Here is a 20,643-nt window from a genome sequence, read left to right as displayed (position 1 = left end):
GGGGGTTAGTGGATGGATTTCCGCACTTTTGTCCGGACGCTGCTGCTGCATTGGAAGCTGGTCCTGTGCGCGCTGCTGGCCTGCTTAGCGGGCGCCGCAGCCATTACGGCGTTCCAGACCAAGAGTTACGAGTCCTCCGCGACCGTGCTCATCTCGTTCACCGGTGAAACCGATCTCATGCAGGTCTACCAGGGAACCCAGGCCGCCCAGGAGCGGTTGTCGTCGTACGCGGCCATAGCCGGTGGGCACGCCGTCGCGGATCGCGCCGTCAGCCAGTTCCACCTCCCGGTCTCCGCGGATGCCCTGGCCAGCCAGACGAAGGTGGCATTCACCCCCAAGACGACCCTGTTCACCATCACCGTCACCGACACCGACCCGAAACGTGCGGCAACGTTGGCGAAGGCGGTCGCCGACGAGTTCACCATGATGGTGGGCACGCTCGGCGGAAACCCGCCCCCGCCGAACGCATCGGCCGCCACCCCGACGGTTCGGCCGGTCCCAACCCCGTCGCCCGCGGTGTCGGACGGCGAGCAGCCCTCTATCCAGCCGCAGGCCAGCGAGACCACGCTGCCCACCGAGGCGCAGCCTGCACCGCCGCCGGCGCAGGCGTCACCGTCCGCGGCGCCGCTGCCGATCGCCAGGGCCACTGTGGTCGAGCAACCCGGTATACCTGACAACCCGGTCAAGCCGGTACCCGTGCGCAACATGGCGATGGGGTTGGTAGCCGGTTTGCTGCTGGGTACCGGGGTGGCGTTGACCCGCGACGCCGCCGACCGCACGGTGCGCGACCGGGTGAAATTGGAGAGCTTGTCCGGCCTGCCGACGCTGGCCGAGTTGCCCGGGCACCGGGGCAATGCACCGCGATTCGGCACCGACATCTCGTTCGACGACGCGGTGCGCGGCTTGCGTGCCCGGCTGCTGCGCGCGATGGGCACGGGTGCGAACCGGGTGTTGCTGACCGCACCGTTCGGCGGTGAGGGCACCACGACGACCGCGATCAACCTGTCCCGCGCGTTCGCCGAACTCGGTGAAGACGTGCTGCTCATCGAGGGCGACACCCGCCGGCCGGTCATTGCCGGATTGCTGAAAGTCGAGTCGGGGGAAGGTCTTTCCAACGCGCTGTCGAATCCCGAGATCGCCACCGAAGCCACCAAGCCGACGTCGATTCCGAAGCTGTTCGTGCTCGCGGCGCGCTCGGTCCGCCGCGAGACACTGCCCACCAGCGCCTACCTACCCGAGGTGCTGGACACGGTACTCACCGACGTGGCAAGGACTTTCGAGCGGACGGTGGTCGACGGGCCACCGGTGCTGGCGACGGCGGATTCGGGTTTGCTCGGTGGTGCCGTGGACGCGACGGTGTTGGTGTTGCGAGCCGGTCGCACCACCGAGGACGAACTCGAGGACGCGCTGACGGCGCTGCGCGCGGCGGGTGCGAATGTGGTGGGTACCGTGCTGACCGACGCCCGCATTGCGCGGCATACCAGGGCCGCCACTCGGACATACCGCGCCAAGGTCAGTGGGCCGGCGTGATTCGGTACCTGCGGAGTCGCCACCGTTTGGCGATGGCCGCAGTGGCGTTGGCGGTCTTTTTGTCGGGATGCTTTCTCTACGGGGCACTCTCGGTGCGTAACACCACCCAGGGCATCCTGCTGGTCGGCCTGACGTTCTTCCTGATCGTGTACTGGGCCAAGCCGGAACTTATGATCGGGTTGGCGCTTTTTTTGGGGTGCGCCGCCCTGCCGCAGGGGCTGCACGTGGGCAAAGTGATCGGTCCGGTGTCGATCTACGCCTCACACGTGGTGTTGGTGCTGGCCATCTGCTTCGTGCTGCCGGCGGTGCGGTTACGCATGTCTGAGTACCTATTGCCGGGAATGTTTGCGGCGACGGTGCTTTACTTTGCCGCCGTTGGGTTTTCGATGGGACACAATCCTGCGGTGGTGGTGCGCGAGGCGACGTTCCTGCTCGAGATGATCGCCGGGTTCGTGCTGGCGTTGGTGGTGGTGTACGGCGAGCACATCATGTTGTCGATCCACGCGACGGTGGTAACGCTGTGGTTCTCGGCGGGGATGGCCATCCTTGGCTCCTCGGGCGGTGTCCGGCTGGCGGGCCGCACGGAAAGCCTGCAGATGGACACCGGGGACGCCGCAAACCGCGTCATCACCTCGACGCTGATACCGGCGATCGCCGTATTGACCGCATTGGTCGCAGCGCAGATCGCCGGTCGCGTCAAGCCGATCGCCTACCTCGCGCTCGGCTTGCCCGCCTTGGTCATTGCGGTGCTGGCGTTCTCGCGCAACACCATCATCTCGGTGGGCGTCGCTGCCGTCGTCGCCTTCTTCGCCAGCATGGGCTGGTCGGCGGTCCGGCGGGCCGCGCGACTGACCCTCACCGGGTTGGGCATCCTGGCGGTGACCATTCCGGGTGCGCTCTTCCTGCTGGGGGATTCGTCGGCCGGAGTGTGGCTGGCCAACCAGATCACCGGTTTCAGCCACCGGGTACTCGGCAGGACGTCCGGCGCGGCTTTGTCCGCCGATCCTTCGACCCTGGCCCGGTTTGCCGAGGACCGGCATCTCAACGAGGCGATCGAGGCGGCACCGATCTTCGGCCACGGTCTGGGCTATGCGTATCAACTGCCCTTCGGGGGTGATGATCCAACCGAATTCACCCAGACGCTGGGTACCACCTACGCACACAACTTCTACCTATGGTGGCTGGCCAAGTCCGGTGCGGTCGGGATGACCGGGTTTGCGGTGTTTGCTCTCACCCCGCTGGTGCGCGCCCTGCGCAGCGCTTCGGTACCGGCCAAGATCAGCGCGGCGGTCAGCACCGGGCTGCTGGTGATGTGCATCATCGACCCGTTGCCCGAGGACCCTGCGAATGCGATGACGCTGGGCATCGCGCTGGGATCGGCGCTGGCGTTCGCCACGCGGGAACGCCGTCGCGCTGAGCTGACGGAAGTGCAGGATTCAGAGCGCGAATTGGTGCCTGTCCAGTGACAGCGTCGTTGCGGGTTGTGGTGGTGGGTCCGGCCCCGGCCCAAGCGGCCAGCCGGGGTGGCATGGCCACGGTCAGCAGCCTCATGGCCGCGCACCCCGACGATCGGTTCGATATCGTGATGGTGCCGACGTATATCGAAGGCTCCCTTGGGTATCGGCTCTGGGTCGGCGTCTCCGGGATGTTGCGCGCGACTTGGCTCGTGTTGGGTGGACGGGCCGACATCCTGCACGTTCACCTCGCGCATGGGGGGAGCGTGCTGCGCAAGGCATTGCCGATGGCCGCGGCCCGCCTCGCGGCGGTTCCCTGTGTGGTGCACGCCCACAGCTACGATTTCGGCGGCTGGTTCGACCGGCTGCCCACGGTGTGGCAGCGGGTGATCCGGCGCACGTTGGTCGCCGATCGGTGGCTGGTACTGGGTGCGCGCCATGTCGACGAGTACCGCAGCCGGTTGCGGCTGCCCGCCCACCGGATCAGTGTGCTGCACAACGCGGTTCCCATTCCACCTGACCCGGTGCCACAGACGAATGTGGAATTGGTGCACGCGGTTTCACTGGGGCGGATAGGGGCGCGTAAGGGCAGCTACGACCTGATCGCAGCGATCGCCATGCTCGACGAGACCTTGCGGGACAGGCTCCGGTTGACGCTCGCCGGCGACGGAGAGGTGAACGAGGTGCGGGCGGCGGTCAGTGCGGCCGGTCTGGACCGAACCATATCCGTCGCGGGTTGGCTGGATCCGGCCGCCAGGGACGAATTACTCGGTGATGCACAGATATTCGTTTTGCCCAGCCATGACGAGGGCCTGCCGATGGCGTTGCTGGAGGCGATGGCGTACGGGTTGGCGCCGGTGACGACGCTGGTGGGCAGCATCGGGGAGGCGATCATCGACCGGGAGACCGGTTTGGTGGTACACCCCGGCCGTCCAGCGCAGATTGCCGAGGCGCTGACCGAACTGCTCAAAGACGACACCTTGCGTGCCGGCCTGGGCGCGGCCGCACGCAGTCGCGCCGGTGACTTCGGCCTGGACGGCTGGTATCGGCGGCTGACGGACATCTGGACCGAGGCAACGCACGAGTCGGAAGGCGGCAGCACTGTGACCACCAAAGATCGCCTGTTGCATAGCGAAGCGGCCAATTGGGCGGCGAAGTATGTGACCGTACGCAATGTCGGCCGGGTGTTCGGCCACACCGCGATGACCACGGCCACCGAGATGTTGTGGCGGCGTCGGCTGACCCACGACCTGGCGATGTCGGTGGCCGACCACTGCACGCCCAGCGGGGCGACGGTTGTCGACATCGGGGCGAGCTGGGGGTTGTTCACCTATCACCTGGCTCGCCGGGTCGGAAAGTACGGGCAGCTCTACAGTTTCGAGCCTCATCCGGACAACGCCCCAATGCTGCGCAAGCTTGCCCGGGTCCGCCCGCAGGTGCACTTCCACCAGGCCGCGGTTTCCGATGAACCGGCGATTGCCCAACTGCTGGTGCCCGAGCGCCGCAACCGCCAGGTGACCGCGCAGGGCAGCCTGTCCCACGGGTTCGACGGGCAGGGCGTCGAGGTGCGTCGGATAGACGTGCCGACCGTTCGGCTCGACGACGTCCTACCGCCGGACATATCCGTCGATTTCGTCAAGATCGACGTCGAAGGCCACGAGATGGCGGTGCTCAGCGGGGGCGCGGCCATGCTCCGTCGTTGCCGGCCAACAATTTTGATCGAGATCGAGCAGCGCCATCTCGCGCGGCCGATCGGCGACGTCTTCCGCCAGATCGAGAATCTCGGTTATCACCTGTTCTATGTCACCGAATCGGCGTTACGGCCGATCGCCGAGTTCGACGTGGAGCGCGACCAGATGTCGATGGTGGATACGGGTGAATTCCATCCGTTCGCCATGCCGCAGGGCTATGTGCACGATTTCTGCGCGGTTGCTTCGCCGGATCTGGTGGAGCGGTTCCTGGCCTCGTAGCGGCCTGGCGCTGAGCCGAACTGCGTTGCGCTGCGCAATTTTAAGCCTTTCCACGAAGCGAAACTTGTCAGTGGTCTTGCATAGCATGTGGCTATGGTTTCGAGTTCGCGTGAGGAGATCGTGGAGGTCTTCGACGCGCTCGATGCCGAGGTGGATCGGTTGTGTGGGTTGTCCTTTGATGTGTTGACGAATCCGGAGCGGTTGCGGGCCTTGGAGCGTTTGGAGCGCCTCGCTCGGCGGCTACGTGTCCCGCAGCATGGGTTGATCAATGAGCTCGGCGCCCAGGCCAGCACGGAAGAACTCGGTGGCACGCTGACGTGCGCGTTGGCGGATCGGTTGCGGATCACCAAGGCCGAGGCGGGCCGGCGTATTGCCGAGGCCGAGGATCTAGGTGAGCGGCGTGCGTTGACCGGGGAACCGTTGGCGCCGGTGCTGACTGCTACAGCGCGTCGCCAGCGCGAGGGCCTGATCGGTGAGGGGCACGTGAAAGTCATCCGCGACTTCTTCACCCACCTACCCACCCATGTCGATGTGTTCACCCGCGCCGCCGCCGAAGCCGACCTGGCCGGCAAAGCCCGCCAGTACCGGCCCGATCAGGTCGCCCGCTACGCCCACCCAGCTCATGGCCCTACTGCACCCCGACGGCGACTACTCCGAAGAGGATCGGGCCCGCAAACGCAGCCTCGTCTTGGGCAAGCAAGAGTTTGACGGCATGTCACGGCTGTCCGGGTTGATCACCCCCGACCTGCGGGCATTGGTCGAAGCCCTGCTGGCCAAACTCGCCGCCCCCGGCATGGCCAACCCTGATGACGACGCCCCGGCCGTGCACGGGGAGCCCGAAGACAGGGCCGCGCGCCGCGACCTGCGCAGCACCACCCAACGCCATCACGACGCCCTGGCCACCGCGATCCGCACCCTGTTCGCCTCCGGGAAGCTGGGTCAGCACCGCGGCCTGCCGGTCACCGTGATCGTGACCACCACGCTGAAGGATCTCGAAGCCGGCACCGGTCAGGCGCGCACCGCCGGCGGCTCCCTGCTGCCGATGGCCGATCTGATCCGCATGGCCGCCCAGGGGGCGCATCACTATCTGGCGATCTTCGACCAATCCAAGCCATTAGCGCTGTATCACGCCAAGCGATTCGCCAACCCGGCGCAGCGGCTCATGCTGCACGCGCTGGACCGGGGCTGCACCCGCCCCGGCTGCGATCAATCCGGCTACCACAGCGAGGTCCACCACGTCACCGGCTGGGCCAGCACCGGGCGCACCGACATCACCGACCTCACCCTGGCCTGTGGGACCGATAACAGACTGGCTGAGAAGGGCTGGACCACCCGCAAAAACGCCCGTGGCCAAACCGAATGGCTCCCACCGGCCCACCTCGATTACGGCCAACCGCGAACTTCCGAAGTACTCTTTAGGCATGGATGCAGCTGTCTATCTCCGGATCAGCGAAGACAGGTCGGGTGAACAGCTCGGCGTCACCCGGCAACGCGAGGACTGCCTTGCGTTGTGCCAGGACAGGGGCTGGGATCCCGTCGAATACCTGGACAACGACACCAGCGCGACTAACGGCAAGCTCAGGCGCGCCTATGAGCGGATGCTGGCCGATGTGCGTGAAGGTCGCATCGGCGCGGTGGTGGTGTGGGACTTGGACCGGCTGCACCGCCGCCCGATAGAACTGGAATCGTTCATGGCGCTGGCAGATGAGAAGCACCTGGCCTTGGCGACCGTGTCCGGGGACGTCGACCTCTCCAAACCCCAGGGCCGTCTGGTGGCGAGGTTGAAGGGTTCTGTAGCTGCCCATGAGGGTGAGCATCGCCGGGCGCGCCAGTTGCGGGCGACCCGCCAGCTGGCTGAACGCGGGGTGCCGAACTGGTCACAAGCGTTCGGCTACGACGACCACCGTCAACCCGACCCGGCCACTGCGCCGCTAGTCAAACAGGCGTATGCGGCGGTTCTGGCCGGGGCCAGCCTGGGGGACGTGTGCAGGTTGTTCAACGAGGCCGGCGCGCTGACCGTCCACGGTAAGCCGTGGACACCGACCGTGGTGTCCAAGTTTCTGCGTAAACCGCGCAACGCTGGATTGCGAACCTACGGGGTGCGCTACGGCGCGGTGACCCATAACGACATTGTGGGTAAAGGCAATTGGCCGCCGCTGGTGGATGAGCAGATGTTCTGGGCGGCGCAGGCGGTATTGGACGCGCCCGGTCGCGCACCGGGCCGTAAAAGCGTGCGCAAGCATCTACTGACCGGTGTGCTGGGCTGCGGCAAGTGCGGCGGCTATCTCTCCGGTGCGTACGTAGGGAAGACCACGAAACATCTGACCTACATCTGCAAGGGCTGCCACGGCATCAACGTCCGCGCCGAGTACGTGGAACCGCTGCTGTTGGACATCGTTGGTGGGCGCCTGGCCATGGACGATGCCGCGGACCTGTTGAAGGCTGAGATACAGGACCAGGAACAGGCCGAGGCTATCCGCGCTGAAATTAACGCCTTGTATGGGGAGTTGGACGCTCTGGCGGTTGAGCGTGCCGAGGGGCTGTTGACGGCGCGACAGGTGAAGATCAGCAGTGACATTATTGGGGAGAAAATCGCGAAACTTGAACGACGCCAACAGGATCAGGAACGTGTGCGGGTGTTCCGAGACCTGCCGTTGGGCACCCCGGAGGTGCTGGACGCGGTGCGCGGGCTATCCCCGGACCGCTTTCGCGCTGTGGTGGACGTGCTGATGACTGCGACTGTGGCACCTGTCGGTAAGAGCGGCCGAACGTTCAATCCCGAAAGGGTACAGGTGAGTTGGCGATGAGTGTGACGTGGCGCGGTGACTACGCAATCACTGTGTATTGCGACGGTTCTGCCGATGCACAGCACGAGCTTACTATCGTGATCACGTACGTGCGGCTAGTGGACGAGTCTTTCCCGCAGGGTCGCGACTGGGTGCCTTCTAAAAAGTTTGTTGACGGCAGTGGGCGTGTGCAGCGGACACGCGAGCACGTCCATCATCGCCGCAAAGGTCCGCAGGGTCGCCGGTTGCGCGAGGCGGGCATACCTCATGTGCGTTTGCAGTATCGGTTCCATTGCCCACGTTGCGGATTCGACGAGATACGAAACGATGGTAGTCCGCTGTCAGCAGTATTTGATGATCTGGCTGACCGCAACGAGGCCAAGATCAGCGCCCGAGAGCTGATACGACGCGCCTGGCCGTAGTTTCCGCGACACGCCCGCCAAAAACCTAACCTTGCCGCGAGTAACAGGTAGTGTGGGGACTGTTCCGGGCCGCGTTGGCAATCCAACCCCGCCTGATGACGACATCCTCTCCCCGGAGGGCCAGCGTTTTCGCATGCCCTGAGAGGTTGTTGTGTCCGAAACACTACGGCATCAATACATCACCATTTTGAAGGCTGCCGAGTACCTCGGCGTCACCCCCCGAACCATCCGCGCCATGATTGCCGATGGTCGGCTTACCGCTTACCGAGCCGGTTGTCGAATTGTGCGGCTTCGTGTCGGCGAGATCGACGCCGCCATGCAATCGTCTGGCGGCGCAGCATGACCCCCGACGCGCAGACCGACGCCTGGGTGAAGAAAACCCTCAGCACTGCAAAACCTTTGACCGCAGAACAGCGTGCAAAGCTGGCCGAGCTACTGAAGCCTGTCCGGCGCGAGTCAGGTACGTCGTGACGCCGCCCAAAGGGCCGCCTAAAGACGACGCGGCCCGGACAGCCTCATCAAACTGCCCGGGTCCATGCGTCAAGGGCCTCGCCAAAAGCCACCAACGTTTACAGGCTACACCGGTGTCTCGACACATCGGCCGTTACGCGGTGATGGCGTGACGGATTCACCGCTGGCGCCGTCGACGCGCTACGAGTAGCCGGGAGATACCTTCCGGTCGAAACCTGGCACATCATCGAGCAGCTCGCCAACCAGTACGACTTAGCGGGCAGCGATGAGTAGCTCCCGCGCCTGTCAGTTGCCCAAAAGCACCCGCGAACGCCTGGCCGCGTGCGAAGCGGTCGGGCTGCACTACTGGGCCGATCACCCGGCGGGTTGCCACGTCAGGGCGATCGACGGCCACCAGCAGGCACATGTCGTCCGGATCCACCGCGAAGACGGCACTGGCCAGCACGTATGCCGGAGGACAATTCCCGCGGCGGTGGAGGAGTGCGCCGGTGACGACGAAGCGGTGCCCTATCAGTCGCCTGGAGCGGCCTGACTTGCAAAAGCAAGAACGGCCGCCTGATGAGGAGACGGCCGTCCAAATCAACACGAAAGATTAATCATGACAAAGATACCCGAATCCGATTCTCTCGTTGCAGAAGTGCCTCTGCTGAACGGCGAAGCACCTAGCAAAGCGGAAGCCTACGATCCGTTCGATCCCGAAGCGCTGCGCGCGGGCGCGCTGGCCGATGTCGAGGTGGAGAAGGTCCTCACAGCGGTTCCGGTTAGGAAGCCGGGGCGGGAGTTCGTCCGTGTCCACCCTGACCATGTGCTCGACGTGCTTCTCTTGGAGGCCAATTCTGGGCTGGATCGCGAGTGTTACCTGGTGGCGCCTGAAGTGCAGCACCTAGTCCTGCCGGAGCTTCGCAGGACACGTCTATTCGTCGGGATCACCAAGCGCGGCACGGTGTTCCTCTGGCCGGTCAAGCTCCCAGTGGAAGGTCACGACCGCATCCGCCGAGTGTCCGACACCGCGCTCCAGGGTGCAGAACAGGCCAAGCAGCTATGGACCAAGGTCGTGTGGAACTCAGACCTCGGCGGCTATGAAATATTCCGCGCGAAGGGTGATCTGGGCGAGCCGCAATGGCCTGACAAGAGCTTTCGGGACCTGATCGAAATCGCGTTCCGGCACAACCTGATCGACCGGGAGGACCACCCGGTGATCCGCGAGCTGGAGGGGGAGATGTGACGAATGGGCGTCCTTGGATTGCCCTTTCGGGAGATCTGGTGCATCGACTTCGAGTTCGTCTCGGAGCCGGGGGCCTTGCCTGTTCCGGTCTGCATGGTCGCCCGGGAACTTGGCTCCAACAAGCTCGTCCGCTTGTGGCAGGACGAACTCGGCACCCGGCCGCCATTTCCAGTCGACGACACCACCCTAGTCGTCGCCTACTTCGCAACCGCCGAGCTTGGATGCTTCTTACAACTGGGCTGGCCGGTACCGACGCGGCTCCTCGACCTCTACACCGAATTTCGCAACGCCACCAACGGCATTCCCTTGCCCGAAGGACGCAGCCTGTTAGGCGCGCTGTCACATCACGGCATATCCACGATTACCGCCGAGCAGAAGACGGAGGAACGCGGGCTGGTGATGCGCGGCGGACCCTGGTCATTGTCGGAGCGTCAGCGGATCTTGGACTACTGTCAAACCGACGTCGACCCGCTGGGAGCGTTACTGGAACGGATGCTGCCCGGCATACTGAAGCGTCCTACAGGACTGGGGCACGCGCTGTTCCGTGGCCGGTATATGGCCGCGGCGGCTCGTATGGAGCGCGTCGGCGTGCCGATCGACAGCGACATGCTCGTGCCGCTGCGCCGACATTGGGGCAGCATTAAGCGGGACCTAATCACCGCTGTGGATAAGGACTACAACGTATACGACGGCTCGGTCTTCAAGTCAGGGTTGTTGGCCGCGTACTGCGTCGACAATGGCATCGACTGGCCGCGGACCGCGACCGGGCAGCTCCAGCTCGACCGAGAAACATTCCGCGACCAGGCGAGGCGATACCCGCAATTGGAGCCGCTGAAGGAGCTGCGCCATTCGCTCAGCGAGCTGCGATTGGAGAAGCTGGCGGTCGGTCCCGATCACCGCAATCGGGTGCTGTTGAGCCCGTTTGGTGCGTCGAGCGGCCGTAACACACCGAGCAATAACAAGTTCATCTTTGGGCCGAGTGTGTGGCTGCGGGGACTGATCAAGCCACCTGAGGGTCGGGCCCTGGCCTACGTCGACTGGAAGTCCCAGGAGATGTACATCGCGGCACAGTTGTCTGGTGATCGGGCGCTGTTGGATGCGGTGTCGTCGGGTGACCCCTACTTGATGTTCGCCAAAATAGCCGGCCTCGCGCCGCCGGACGCAACCAAGGACTCTCACAAGAAGATTCGCGACCTATGCAAGACCTGTCTGCTGGGCACGAACTACGGCATGCAGGCTCCCAGCCTGGCGGCTCGGACGGGGTTATCGGTCATCGAGGCCCAGGACCTGCTTCGCCGGCTGGCGCGGACGTTCCCGACGTTTACTGCCTGGGCCGACCACGTCGTCAACATGGGGCAGTTGCGGGGCTATTTGTCAACAGTGTTCGGGTGGACACTGCGGACTGAAAACACGCCGCGGCCGACGACGTTACGTAACTTCCCGATGCAGGCCAATGGTGCCGAAATGCTACGACTTGCATGCTGTTTGGCCACAGAGCGGGGTATTCGCGTGTGCGCTCCTGTCCACGATGCGGTGTTGATCGAGGCTGACCTGGGCAGCATCGACGACGCTGTGGCGGCTATTCGCGCCGCGATGGCGGAAGCATCTCGGATAGTGCTCGACGGGCTGGAGGTTGGCACCGATGCGGAGGTGATCAGTTGGCCTGAACGGTATTCCGATGCCCGCGGCCGTGTGATGTGGGAAAGAGTGTCGGAAATCTTAGACAGGTTAGAACGCCAGGGAGGTGAAGGAGGTAAGCAAGGTGAGGCAGGTCAGGTAGGCGAAGAAGGTAAGCAAGGTGAGGCAGGTGGCAATTAATCTATTCCCACCCCACCACCCTTAAATCATATATAGGTGTGTCAAGGTTTGGAGTCAATACTTCCGTTCAAATACGTTGGGAGACAATAGGTATGTCCAAACCTCCCGACTCCGGTGTGCCTAGTGACACTTCTGGTAAGCCCGACCCGGAGGGCATTGACCGATGTTGAGCATCGACTGTGCCCGCTCCGCGTTGCCGGCGGACGTTGGCCAACTCAATTCGTTCGGACTATTGCGGAGCTCCTTGTGAACCGGACAGCGGATCTGGATGCCGCCAACCCCGCCGTGCTCAAGCTCACGTGGGGCGCCCGGTGGAACGCCCATCGCGAGGCGTCAACGCCGATGAAAGACAAGAGCCGCGCGGGATGCCACTATCACATCCTCACCGTCCGCGTCCCAGGCGGATCGCAGCAGATCGCTGAATGCTGGGAGGGTGAGTGGGATCTTGGTCTTGCGCAGCAGTACCTCGACGAGGTGTACCTTCACAATTCCGTCGATGAGGGCTGGATGCGATCTGGATTGTCGGATGCGGACGGGACCGCTACCGGCGCGACGAGATCTGCAACCTACCGGTAGAGGAGTGGGGCTTACCGCACTGGGCTCACAGAACCGTAGTCCCCGGCGTTGACGACTCCTTCAACGCACCCAACAGCGAACTGGCGGATCCACTGGCGCCCTTCTGATCGCATCCCACCGACATGATCGTTGCTTTCAACCGAGCCCTGTCGCCTCCCTGGACGGGCCGGTCTGCTCATGGGGTTGGGGGGGTAGCCGCGCGAACGCGAGCGGTCGACCACTTCCCCCCAGCAGTGGGTCTCTCCCCCCGATTGACTGGACAAAAAAACTGCTCTGGTCCCGGGGTCGCCGGAGCGGTGCGACATGCGGCAACGGCATATGCGCGGCGTGACGGTGCGATGGCACAGACTGGACGCATGAGAGTTGCTGAACGGGCCCGGCGTGACGCGCGGGTGCTTCGGTTGTTCTTGGCCGGGTTGAGCTACCGTGAAATCGGCGCGGTGGTTGGATTGCGGTCTCCGACCAGCGTCGGTGACATCGTGAAGCGGAAGCTAAGCGACGAAGCGGGCCGACTTGAGGTGGTGCGGTCGCGGGATGGGGCGCTGTTCATCGAGCGGTCTGAGGCGCTGCTGTTGGCGCACTGGCCGCGGGCTCTGCAGGGCGACCACATAGCGACGGCGGCGTGTCTTCGGGTGCTCGATGAGCAAGCCCGGTTTTACGGCCTTTATTCTTGATGTCAGCGGCGGGCTGAATGGCCAGGTGCCATCGTCTTCTGTGTTTGCCGAAAGCAATCGCCTGCACGGCTGCACATGGCTGGTGTCGACCTGGCTCGCGACCGATTGGAATGACGCGGCTCCAATGTCAGACGATGGGGCGCTGTTTCAACATGCTGCCACAACGAAAGTGCCGTTCGGGCTGCAGATCCGCGCGTATCCCGGCCGTGTACGTACCAGCCGACCAGATGCACGTTTGCTCAGCTCAAGGTGGGTTTCGGTACGTCGTGAGCTGGATTTTGGGCAATGCATCGGCTATCGCATTCGCGAATTGCCTTGCTGAGAAGGCAATTAATGTACGCACGACGCAAGAAGAGGAACCGACTTGTAACCACGTAACCTCAGCGGCGGGGCCGTCGAGGTTACGGCCGCCAGCTTCGATGAGCTGGATGAGCGGTCTTCAAAACACACCATCACTGGCTACCGGAAAGCGCATAACGCATCTGCGACCTATCCGGTGACCACCGTAGGCGGGCAATGGCATCGTGGCTATGGATGCTCTCAATGTTCCGAGCCTGGATTTGGTGCGGGAGCAGAAGTGTGCGGCATGCGATCGAGAGCTCACGGACAACGTCCTCGACAAATCGCGGGTTCTCGTAGGCGGCCATGGTAATGGCGCGTTCATCTGGCCGCTTCACGACCGGATATACGGCGCAGGAACCTGAAGCCCTAATCATCTGAACGAGCTTTGAAACGCTCATAGGATAGGGGCTATCGCCGCACCCTTGCACGCTCAGTGTTACGCGGCTGCGCTGATTGTGAGCTCCATAATCGCTGATCGCCTTGCTACATGGGCACAACGTCGTTACATCACAAGACACGCTGGTTCGCAAGGTCATGCGATCAGCGGAGCACCCAGCTTCGAGTTCGACATCGTGGACTTGCCAACCTTCTTCGCCTGACGTAGGCGCAGCCAATCTCGTCGCGAGCGGCATCTGCACGCGGAGAATGGATTTGTCCACTTCCAGCACGGCGCCCGCAGCTTTCAGGACGCGGGTCAACTCATAAGGGTTGATCACTCCCAGATGAGAATCGACCAACTGGACCATCCGGCTCATGTGTGTGCCCCTGCGGTCAGCAGGCAAGCTGATGGTCAGTTCGATGTCCGCGGTCGTTGACTGACGCAGATCACCGTCGTCGAAACTGACTGGATAGCGCAGGCCTGAGATGCCGACCTCTTCAATGGCCACGCCACGGTCATCAGTTTCACTTTGAATGTCAACGAGCGTGGTCATGGGCCCGCGACCCGGGGTCCTCTATACGTGCATCCGGAGGTGCATGTTTCGGAGACACTCACGGCCGACATGAGGGGCAGAGACGCCTCTAACTCATGCCAGATCCATACAGCTAGCCGCTCACTCGTTGGGTTTTCTAGGCCAGGAATTTCATTCAGGTAGTAGTGATCAAGCTGGGCTACCACTGGCTTGCAGGCATCCTTAATGTTGCCAAAGTCGATGATCCATCCAGACTTAGGGTCGATTGGCCCGGTCACGTGGATGCGCGCGCGGTAAGAGTGGCCGTGTAGCCGCGAGCACTTGTGTTCGCTGGGAACGTTAGGGAGGCGGTGCGCTGCTTCAAACGTGAACTCCCAGTGGATTTCTGCCGTCTCAGTCACGGTATTCCTAGGTACTTGTGGGTTTGCAAGCTCAGATGCCACCGTGGGCGCTTAAGGCAATATTCGACTGCTGCAGCGGTGTTCTGATGGACAGCTGGTCCGTCCATTGGGGAGAGCCGAAACGACCTGAAGTCGAGGTCTTCAAACTGCTGTGGCTCGCCCCCAGCCTGTGGATACACCAGCTTCAGTTCGTCTCCTGACGTCAGCACTAACGGTGCGCCGACCTTGGGGCTCACGCAGATCCAGTCGATGCCGGTTGGAGCAGGTTGCGTTCCATTCGTCTCCACTGCTACGTAGAAATCCAGTTCGTGCAGCGCATCAACGAGCGGCTTATCGAGTTGCAGGAGGGGTTCGCCACCCGTGCAAACAACCATCCTGTTGTCAGGAGTCGATTCTGGCCATGCTTTCTCGATAGCCATTGCCAACTCATGAGCATCGACGAAGCGGCCGCCCCCCGGTCCGTCGGTTCCGACGAAATCGGTGTCGCAGAACTTGCAGATCGCCCTCTCTCGATCTCTCTCGCGCCCGGTCCAGAGATTGCAGGATGCAAATCGGCAGAACACCGCCGGCCTCCCCGTGTGGGCGCCCTCCCCTTGAAGGGTGTAGAAGATCTCTTTGACGGTGTATGCCACGTTCACGCCGCCTGATAGATAAGGGGATCGGTTTGGCCGGCTTCGGCGAAACCCTTCAGGCGCAACAGGCATGAGTCGCATCGACCGCATGGCTTACCTGCCGTATCTGGGTCGTAACACGACGAAGTGAGGCTGTAGTCGACGCCCAGGCCTAAGCCAGTCCGTACGATCTCCGCTTTGGTCATCTCGATGAGCGGTGTATGGATCGTTACGGACTTTCCGCCTACGCCGGCCTTCGTAGCAAGGTTAGCCATCGTCTGGAACGCCGCAATGTATTCCGGGCGGCAGTCCGGATAGCCGGAATAGTCGAGGGCGTTCACACCTATGAATATGTCGCACGCCCCGACAGTCTCGGCGTACGCCAACGCAAACGACAAGAAGATGGTGTTGCGCGCAGGCACGTATGTGGATGGAATCTCGTCTGTGAGTGCATCGACCGTGGCATGCTTCGGAACTTCTGCGTCGGAGGTGAGCGACGAACCTCCGAAGACGCGCAGATCGATCTCGGCCACGACGTGGCCGGCCACCCCGTAGGCGTGTGCGACTCGCTTAGCAGCTGCGAGTTCGATCGCGTGGCGTTGTCCGTATCTAAAGGACAGCGCGTACGGACGGAACCCCTGATGCTTGGCGATCGCCAGCGCCGTCGTTGAGTCAAGCCCCCCGCTTAGCAGTACTACCGCCGGTGTGTCCATGGCATCCTCCTGCGCTGCGTCGGTGGTTGGGGTTATAGTAGCCGAAACTACACGATCTAGCCGAGCGCAACGCGCCGACAGTTATTTGGACCGGGGAAGTGACACGACTGGTGAAACTGACGATAGTAGTCAACTGCACTGACCGGAAATCTCAGGTTCCTACGCCGGACCTGCGGTTGCGATCACTGCCACCCGGAGACTTGAGCACTCGCTTTGCCAGTTGGCGTCGGCGCGTTGAAGCGGCGCCTGGCACCACCAAACTGATCGATCTTTATCAAGGGGAGGCGTGGCAACAGGTGCGGAAACTCGCCGGTGATGCATCTGACTCGGGGTTCGATGTGAAACTACTGGTTGCTTCGGCCGGTCTGGGATTGCGCGAGGTGGACTCGTACGGGCCTGCCTATGCAGCCACTTTCGCCGGTGGTCACGCGGATTCGGTGGGGTCCGGTCAAGTTCAATTAGGGCGATGGTGGGTGCGATTGCGCACGCTTCGCGGTGCCCGTCGTCTGTGCGAAACTGCGGATGATCGGGTGCTCCTGGTTCTGTCAGAAACCTACGCTCGCGCTATGGACGAGGATCTTGCGGCGCTGGCGACCCTAGGTGGCGATGTTCTTCTCGTGGGTGGCGCGCGCAACATCGCGGGAATGCCTAGGCTTGCGGCCGACCGGGCACTTCGGCGGGAACTGGGCGGAACAGCATCGAGTCTCACGATTCGCATGGCCCGAGCGTGGCTGGCACGGCGGTCGTGCTTACCTCTTTATAGCGTTGCGGATGAGAGGGCATGGACTCGTTGGGCGCAATCGGCGGCCCACGTCGAAGAGTATCGGCGGTCACCGATGACGGATGCCCAGCTGCTTGGACTGATTAGCAAGCTCAAGGCTTCTGATCCGACCCTGTCAGCGACGCGTGCTTTGCGGCGTGTCCGCGATGCCGGCATCGCCTGCGAGCAAAAGCGATTTGGCGAACTCTTTCGCGACACCGTGGGTTCGTCATGACTGAAAGTAAAGAAACGTTTCTCGAGCGGCGCGCTCTGAGGATTGAGCAGAACCCAACGATGCCGGTGTATCTGTTCGCTTTGGCCGCCGAGGAAATCAGCCTTGTTGCTGACGTGGCCCGCATATCACGAGATGAGGCGGGAAAGCTCATCGGTTACCAGCGGCCGGAACGGCGCGCCCACGTCAGGCACATCCTGGAATACCTCGACGAGGGGGATGTCCTATTCCCGAATGGCCTCATTCTGGCCCTTCCCGATACGGTGCGGTTCCGATCAAGCCGTGGACCAGGAACGACCGACGGCTTGGCGACCTCGGGCACGTTGGAAATACCAGTCCCTTCCGATGATGCCGCCCAGCGACCTGCATGGATTGTCGACGGTCAGCAGCGCAGCCTTGCTTTGGCGCGAACGAAGAACGCGCGCATCCCGGTACCGGTTGCAGGTTTTGTCGCCCCAACATTGGAGATGCAGCGCGATCAATTCCTGCGGATTAACACCGTTGCGCCGCTGCCAGCCAACCTCGTCACTGAGCTTCTACCAGAAGTGATTTCGGCGCCGTCGCCTCGACTGTCGCAGCGCCGCATGCCATCAGCGCTCGTCGATATGCTTAACCGCGATCCGGAGTCGCCGTTTTTTGGTCTTATTAAGCGGGCTTCCACGGAAGTGGATGATCGCCGCCAGAGCGTCGTGACAGATACCAGCCTTGTGGAGGCAATCCGTGAATCTCTCGAATCGCCGTCAGGGGTCTTATTTCCCTACCGAAACATGGCCACCGGCTCAACCGATACAGACGGCATCCGACGGGTGCTGCTGACCTACTGGGGCGCGGTTCGGGAAACCTTCCCCGACGCGTGGGGCAAGCCGCCAACGACGTCAAAGCTCATGGGTGGCGTAGGTATTCGAGCGATGGGCCGATTGATGGATCGGGTGATGGTTCACATCGACCTTAACTCTTCGGATCCGCAGGCGGCCACACGCAGGGAACTTGCGCGCATTGCCGATCAATGTCGCTGGACGAACGGAACTTGGTCCGAACTCGGCTTGCCTTGGAACGAGTTGCAGAACGTGGCCAAACACATATCCAGCCTGTCGAACTATCTTGCTCGAGCGTACGTGGCTGCCCGCAAGGAGCAGCCATGAAGTTCTACTTCCCCGACAGCCAAGACCAGGTCAGTCCGTCCTATGACTTCATCCACGACGAGCATTCGCCACTCCGCGTACGCCAGCGCGACGACCGCTACGCACACGAGGTGCTCACCATGCGTCCGTACGATGGCCTTCTGGTATCGAAGGCCATCGTCGACGGTACGGGGAGAGAGGTCGGCAAATACTCAATGCCGCAGCGCCAGCGCCTGTATCGACTTGGCGTTCGGACGTTCTTTCGTCTGCCACCGTCGATCGACACGCTCGGGGACTGTGGCGCATTCACGTACGTAAACGAGCCTGAACCGCCATACTCAACAAACGAGGTTCTCGACTTCTACGGCCAATGCGGCTTCAATGCCGGCGTAAGCATCGATCACGTCATACTTGGCTACCGCCGTCCGGGCACCGGCGCCCCTCCGAACGAATGGAAGGAGAGGCGCCGCGTCTCGCTCACCTACGCCGAGAAGTTCTTATCGGCGGTCTTGGATCAACGTGCGAACTTCGAGCCGATAGGGGCGGCGCAGGGCTGGGACCCTGCTAGCTTCGCCGACAGCGTACGTGAACTACAAGGCATGGGGTATCAGCGAATTGCTCTGGGCGGCATGGTTGCCCTGAAGACACCGGACATAATTGCATGCCTGGAAGAGATAGCAAACATCCGCCGCCCGAACACCGAACTTCACCTGCTGGGAATCACCCGCATGGAATCCATCGCGGAATTCAGGCGATTGGGCGTGACGAGCTTCGACAGTACATCCTCTTTCAGGCAATCGTTCATGGACGAGCGCGACAACTACCACACTGCCGACGATCGATACTCGGCCATCCGCGTCCCGCAGGTTGACGGAAACATCACGCTCAAGAAAGCGATCCTTTCGGGAACAGTCTCCCAAAGGCACGCGATCGAAGCCGAAAGGCAGAGCCTAAGACGCCTCAGGGACTTTGACACAGGGTCCTGCGACCTGGATGAAGTGCTAGCCACCGTCTTGGACTACGGAAAGATCGTGGGCCTAAAAGGGGAGTACGAGGAGCAGTATCGGCGGACGCTCATGCGAGCGCCATGGCGTGAGTGCCAGTGTGGCCTTTGCGCCGAACACGGGATCGAGATCGCGATCTTTCGCGGCAGCGAACGAAACAAGCGGCGGGGCTTCCACAACCTGTCGGTGCTTGCGGAGAAGATGAAACGACTCAAAGCGGCCAAGCCCAAACGCCCGGGAAGGATCAAGCATGGCTGACAGGTACGAAATCAGGGTGCCCGCACTCGAGGTGCGTCAAGGCGAGCGCAAGATCTACTGCTTTGGCATAGACGGCAAGCGCCTCCTTGACTTCACCGCAGTCTCCCGGGTTCGCCGATCGGGCGACGGCGGGCTGGCTGGCTACCAACGCCCGGAGGTTATCAATCACATTCGGGCGATACGTCGTTACATCGAGTCTCCCGAAGCGCTGCTGCCGAATGCTGTTGTACTCGCTTTCGATTCGCGTGTGCGATTCGAAACCAAGCGACGTAGCAAAGTCGACTACTCAATAATGGGTGAGTTGATCATCCCTGTCGACGAAACGATCGAGGACGCCGACAAGCCGGCGCTACTGGTCGATGGCCAACAACGAGTCGCGGCGATCCGTGATGCCGATGTCGCCGAGTTCCCCTTAGCTGCAGTTGCTTTCATTGCTTCTGATGCCGAGGAGCAACGCTCTCAATTTATCTTAGTCAATAACACCAAGCCACTACCAAAAGGATTGATCCACGAGTTGTTGCCGGAGGCAAGCGGATACCTGCCGCCCAAATACGCCCGTAGGCGACTCCCCGCTCAGCTCATGACGCGTCTGAATCTCGACACCGATAGTCCGTTCAGTGGCGTAGTCGCGACACCTACGTCGCCGGATGGCTACATTAAAGACAACAGTGTGTTGAGAATGATCGAGAACAGTCTCTACGACGGTGCTCTGTACCAATACCGTGATCCTGCTGATGGATCGGGAGATATCGAGCAGATGCTTGTTCATCTGAAGATATTTTGGAACCTCGTGGAGGCTACTTGGCCGATCGAATGGAAGCTGATTCCCCGCAAGTCGCGGTTGACTCACGGAGTCGGTATCCAAGCCCTCGGATACGTGATGGACGCGTTAACCGAGGGCTACGAGGCAGATGCGCTCCCCAGCATCGGATTGGAACATCAACTTGCCGCATTATCAGAGGTGACCGCCTGGTCCTACGGAACTTGGAACTTAGGGCCGGACGACCAGCGTCGCTGGAACGGACTGCAGAACACTCCGAATGATGTGAAACTGCTGACGAACCTACTGCTCACAGCTTTACCGCACCGCTGAATCGGTGGCAAACCTAAGCTGGCTCACTGGGTCAAGTCCAAAGGCCTGACCCGCGCCAGCGACTCGCCTTCGAGGCCGTTAGCTCATCCCGTCTGCGCTGGTGGAACCGAGGTAGCTACGCGATTCAGCTGTCCTCGGCGGGGGTGACGTGGAGGGGAACACCCCGTAACGATTGAAGGGTGCTCAACTCGTGACCCATCTCAACCAATTGTTTCGCTAACAGTCGGGCGTGGGCATCCTTAATAACCCAGACCTTCGCTTTCGGTTTCCA

Annotated in this window: 19 protein-coding genes and 1 pseudogene; 16 read left to right on the top strand and 4 right to left on the bottom strand. The window is 62.2% G+C overall.

Translation table 11 applies throughout. From position 1 onward, the window contains the following. Positions 1-12 precede the first annotated feature (12 nt). The 12 genes and pseudogenes from BN972_RS24745 to BN972_RS29375 all read left to right on the top strand — a co-directional run bounded on the left by BN972_RS24745 (position 13) and on the right by BN972_RS29375 (position 13,248). Positions 13-1,530 (top strand): polysaccharide biosynthesis tyrosine autokinase, encoded by a 1,518-nt coding sequence (locus BN972_RS24745; protein WP_036364266.1) that lies wholly within the window; start codon positions 13-15, stop codon positions 1,528-1,530. A 32-nt stretch (positions 1,531-1,562) separates the two neighbouring features. Next, positions 1,563-2,996, top strand: a complete 1,434-nt coding sequence (locus BN972_RS24740; RefSeq protein WP_235192582.1) for an O-antigen ligase family protein — start codon at positions 1,563-1,565, stop codon at positions 2,994-2,996. Next, positions 2,993-4,954, top strand: a complete 1,962-nt coding sequence (locus tag BN972_RS31045; protein WP_080697182.1) for an FkbM family methyltransferase — start codon at positions 2,993-2,995, stop codon at positions 4,952-4,954. The genes BN972_RS24740 and BN972_RS31045 overlap by 4 nt, the downstream gene beginning before the upstream one ends. A gap of 93 nt (positions 4,955-5,047) precedes the next feature. Next, positions 5,048-6,422, top strand: a pseudogene (locus BN972_RS24730) (HNH endonuclease signature motif containing protein). Then, positions 6,376-7,761 (top strand): recombinase family protein, encoded by a 1,386-nt coding sequence (locus BN972_RS24725; protein ID WP_036364260.1) that lies wholly within the window; start codon positions 6,376-6,378, stop codon positions 7,759-7,761. The pseudogene BN972_RS24730 and the gene BN972_RS24725 overlap by 47 nt, the downstream one beginning before the upstream one ends. Positions 7,762-8,313: 552 nt before the next feature. After that, on the top strand, positions 8,314-8,505 hold the full coding sequence (locus BN972_RS28570; RefSeq protein ID WP_036364257.1) for an excisionase family DNA-binding protein: 192 nt from the start codon (positions 8,314-8,316) through the stop codon (positions 8,503-8,505). Between the two features lie 393 nt (positions 8,506-8,898). Further along, positions 8,899-9,165, top strand: a complete 267-nt coding sequence (locus tag BN972_RS24715) for a DUF7457 domain-containing protein (RefSeq protein ID WP_142277074.1) — start codon at positions 8,899-8,901, stop codon at positions 9,163-9,165. Between the two features lie 66 nt (positions 9,166-9,231). Continuing rightward, the gene (locus BN972_RS24710; protein ID WP_142277075.1) at positions 9,232-9,858 is read left to right on the top strand and encodes a hypothetical protein; all 627 of its coding nucleotides are present in this window, start codon (positions 9,232-9,234) and stop codon (positions 9,856-9,858) included. Positions 9,859-9,861: 3 nt separating this feature from the next. Beyond that, positions 9,862-11,676: a DNA polymerase gene (locus BN972_RS24705; protein ID WP_080697180.1), complete on the top strand. Its 1,815-nt coding sequence runs from the start codon at positions 9,862-9,864 to the stop codon at positions 11,674-11,676. A 246-nt stretch (positions 11,677-11,922) separates the two neighbouring features. Beyond that, positions 11,923-12,252 (top strand): hypothetical protein, encoded by a 330-nt coding sequence (locus BN972_RS24700; protein WP_036364249.1) that lies wholly within the window; start codon positions 11,923-11,925, stop codon positions 12,250-12,252. Positions 12,253-12,608: 356 nt separating this feature from the next. Next, positions 12,609-12,926: a hypothetical protein gene (locus tag BN972_RS24695; RefSeq protein WP_036364246.1), complete on the top strand. Its 318-nt coding sequence runs from the start codon at positions 12,609-12,611 to the stop codon at positions 12,924-12,926. Next, complete coding sequence (locus BN972_RS29375; RefSeq protein ID WP_142277076.1) at positions 12,892-13,248, top strand: hypothetical protein; 357 nt, start codon at positions 12,892-12,894, stop codon at positions 13,246-13,248. Before BN972_RS24695 ends, BN972_RS29375 begins: the two co-directional genes overlap by 35 nt. 130 nt (positions 13,249-13,378) lie before the next feature. Here the strand turns inward: BN972_RS29375 and folE2 are convergent, their stop codons facing one another. The 4 genes from folE2 to queC are packed head-to-tail and all read right to left on the bottom strand — an operon-like array spanning position 13,379 to position 15,904. Beyond that, positions 13,379-14,200 carry a GTP cyclohydrolase FolE2 gene (gene folE2 / locus BN972_RS24690; protein ID WP_051545796.1) on the bottom strand — a complete coding sequence of 274 codons (822 nt, stop codon included), beginning with the start codon at positions 14,198-14,200 and terminating at the stop codon, positions 13,379-13,381. After that, positions 14,197-14,580, bottom strand: coding sequence for a 6-carboxytetrahydropterin synthase QueD (queD, locus tag BN972_RS28565; protein WP_080697178.1), 384 nt, complete (start codon positions 14,578-14,580; stop codon positions 14,197-14,199). Before queD ends, folE2 begins: the two co-directional genes overlap by 4 nt. Next, a complete protein-coding gene (gene queE, locus BN972_RS24685) occupies positions 14,577-15,218 on the bottom strand; it encodes a 7-carboxy-7-deazaguanine synthase (protein ID WP_235192581.1) in 642 nt (213 codons plus the stop codon). The genes queD and queE overlap by 4 nt, the downstream gene beginning before the upstream one ends. Continuing rightward, positions 15,215-15,904 (bottom strand): 7-cyano-7-deazaguanine synthase QueC, encoded by a 690-nt coding sequence (queC, locus tag BN972_RS24680; protein ID WP_036364243.1) that lies wholly within the window; start codon positions 15,902-15,904, stop codon positions 15,215-15,217. Before queC ends, queE begins: the two co-directional genes overlap by 4 nt. 98 nt (positions 15,905-16,002) lie before the next feature. Here queC and BN972_RS29370 point away from each other — a divergent pair, with 98 nt between their 5' ends. The 4 genes from BN972_RS29370 to dbpB (BN972_RS24660) are packed head-to-tail and all read left to right on the top strand — an operon-like array spanning position 16,003 to position 20,372. After that, positions 16,003-16,899, top strand: coding sequence for a hypothetical protein (locus tag BN972_RS29370; RefSeq protein WP_142277077.1), 897 nt, complete (start codon positions 16,003-16,005; stop codon positions 16,897-16,899). Then, positions 16,896-18,038, top strand: a complete 1,143-nt coding sequence (gene dbpB / locus BN972_RS24670; protein WP_036364240.1) for a DGQHR domain-containing protein DpdB — start codon at positions 16,896-16,898, stop codon at positions 18,036-18,038. Before BN972_RS29370 ends, dbpB (BN972_RS24670) begins: the two co-directional genes overlap by 4 nt. Beyond that, positions 18,035-19,279: a tRNA-guanine transglycosylase DpdA gene (gene dpdA / locus BN972_RS24665; RefSeq protein WP_036364238.1), complete on the top strand. Its 1,245-nt coding sequence runs from the start codon at positions 18,035-18,037 to the stop codon at positions 19,277-19,279. Before dbpB (BN972_RS24670) ends, dpdA begins: the two co-directional genes overlap by 4 nt. After that, positions 19,272-20,372 (top strand): DGQHR domain-containing protein DpdB, encoded by a 1,101-nt coding sequence (gene dbpB, locus BN972_RS24660; RefSeq protein WP_036364235.1) that lies wholly within the window; start codon positions 19,272-19,274, stop codon positions 20,370-20,372. Before dpdA ends, dbpB (BN972_RS24660) begins: the two co-directional genes overlap by 8 nt. The last annotated feature ends 271 nt before the right edge of the window (positions 20,373-20,643 follow it).

The sequence above is a fragment of the Mycobacterium asiaticum DSM 44297 genome, assembly GCF_000613245.1.
GTDB classification, from domain to species: Bacteria; Actinomycetota; Actinomycetes; order Mycobacteriales; family Mycobacteriaceae; genus Mycobacterium; species Mycobacterium asiaticum.
The sequence above is the reverse complement of the archived record's forward strand: the minus strand, read 5'-3'. Positions and strand labels throughout refer to the sequence as shown.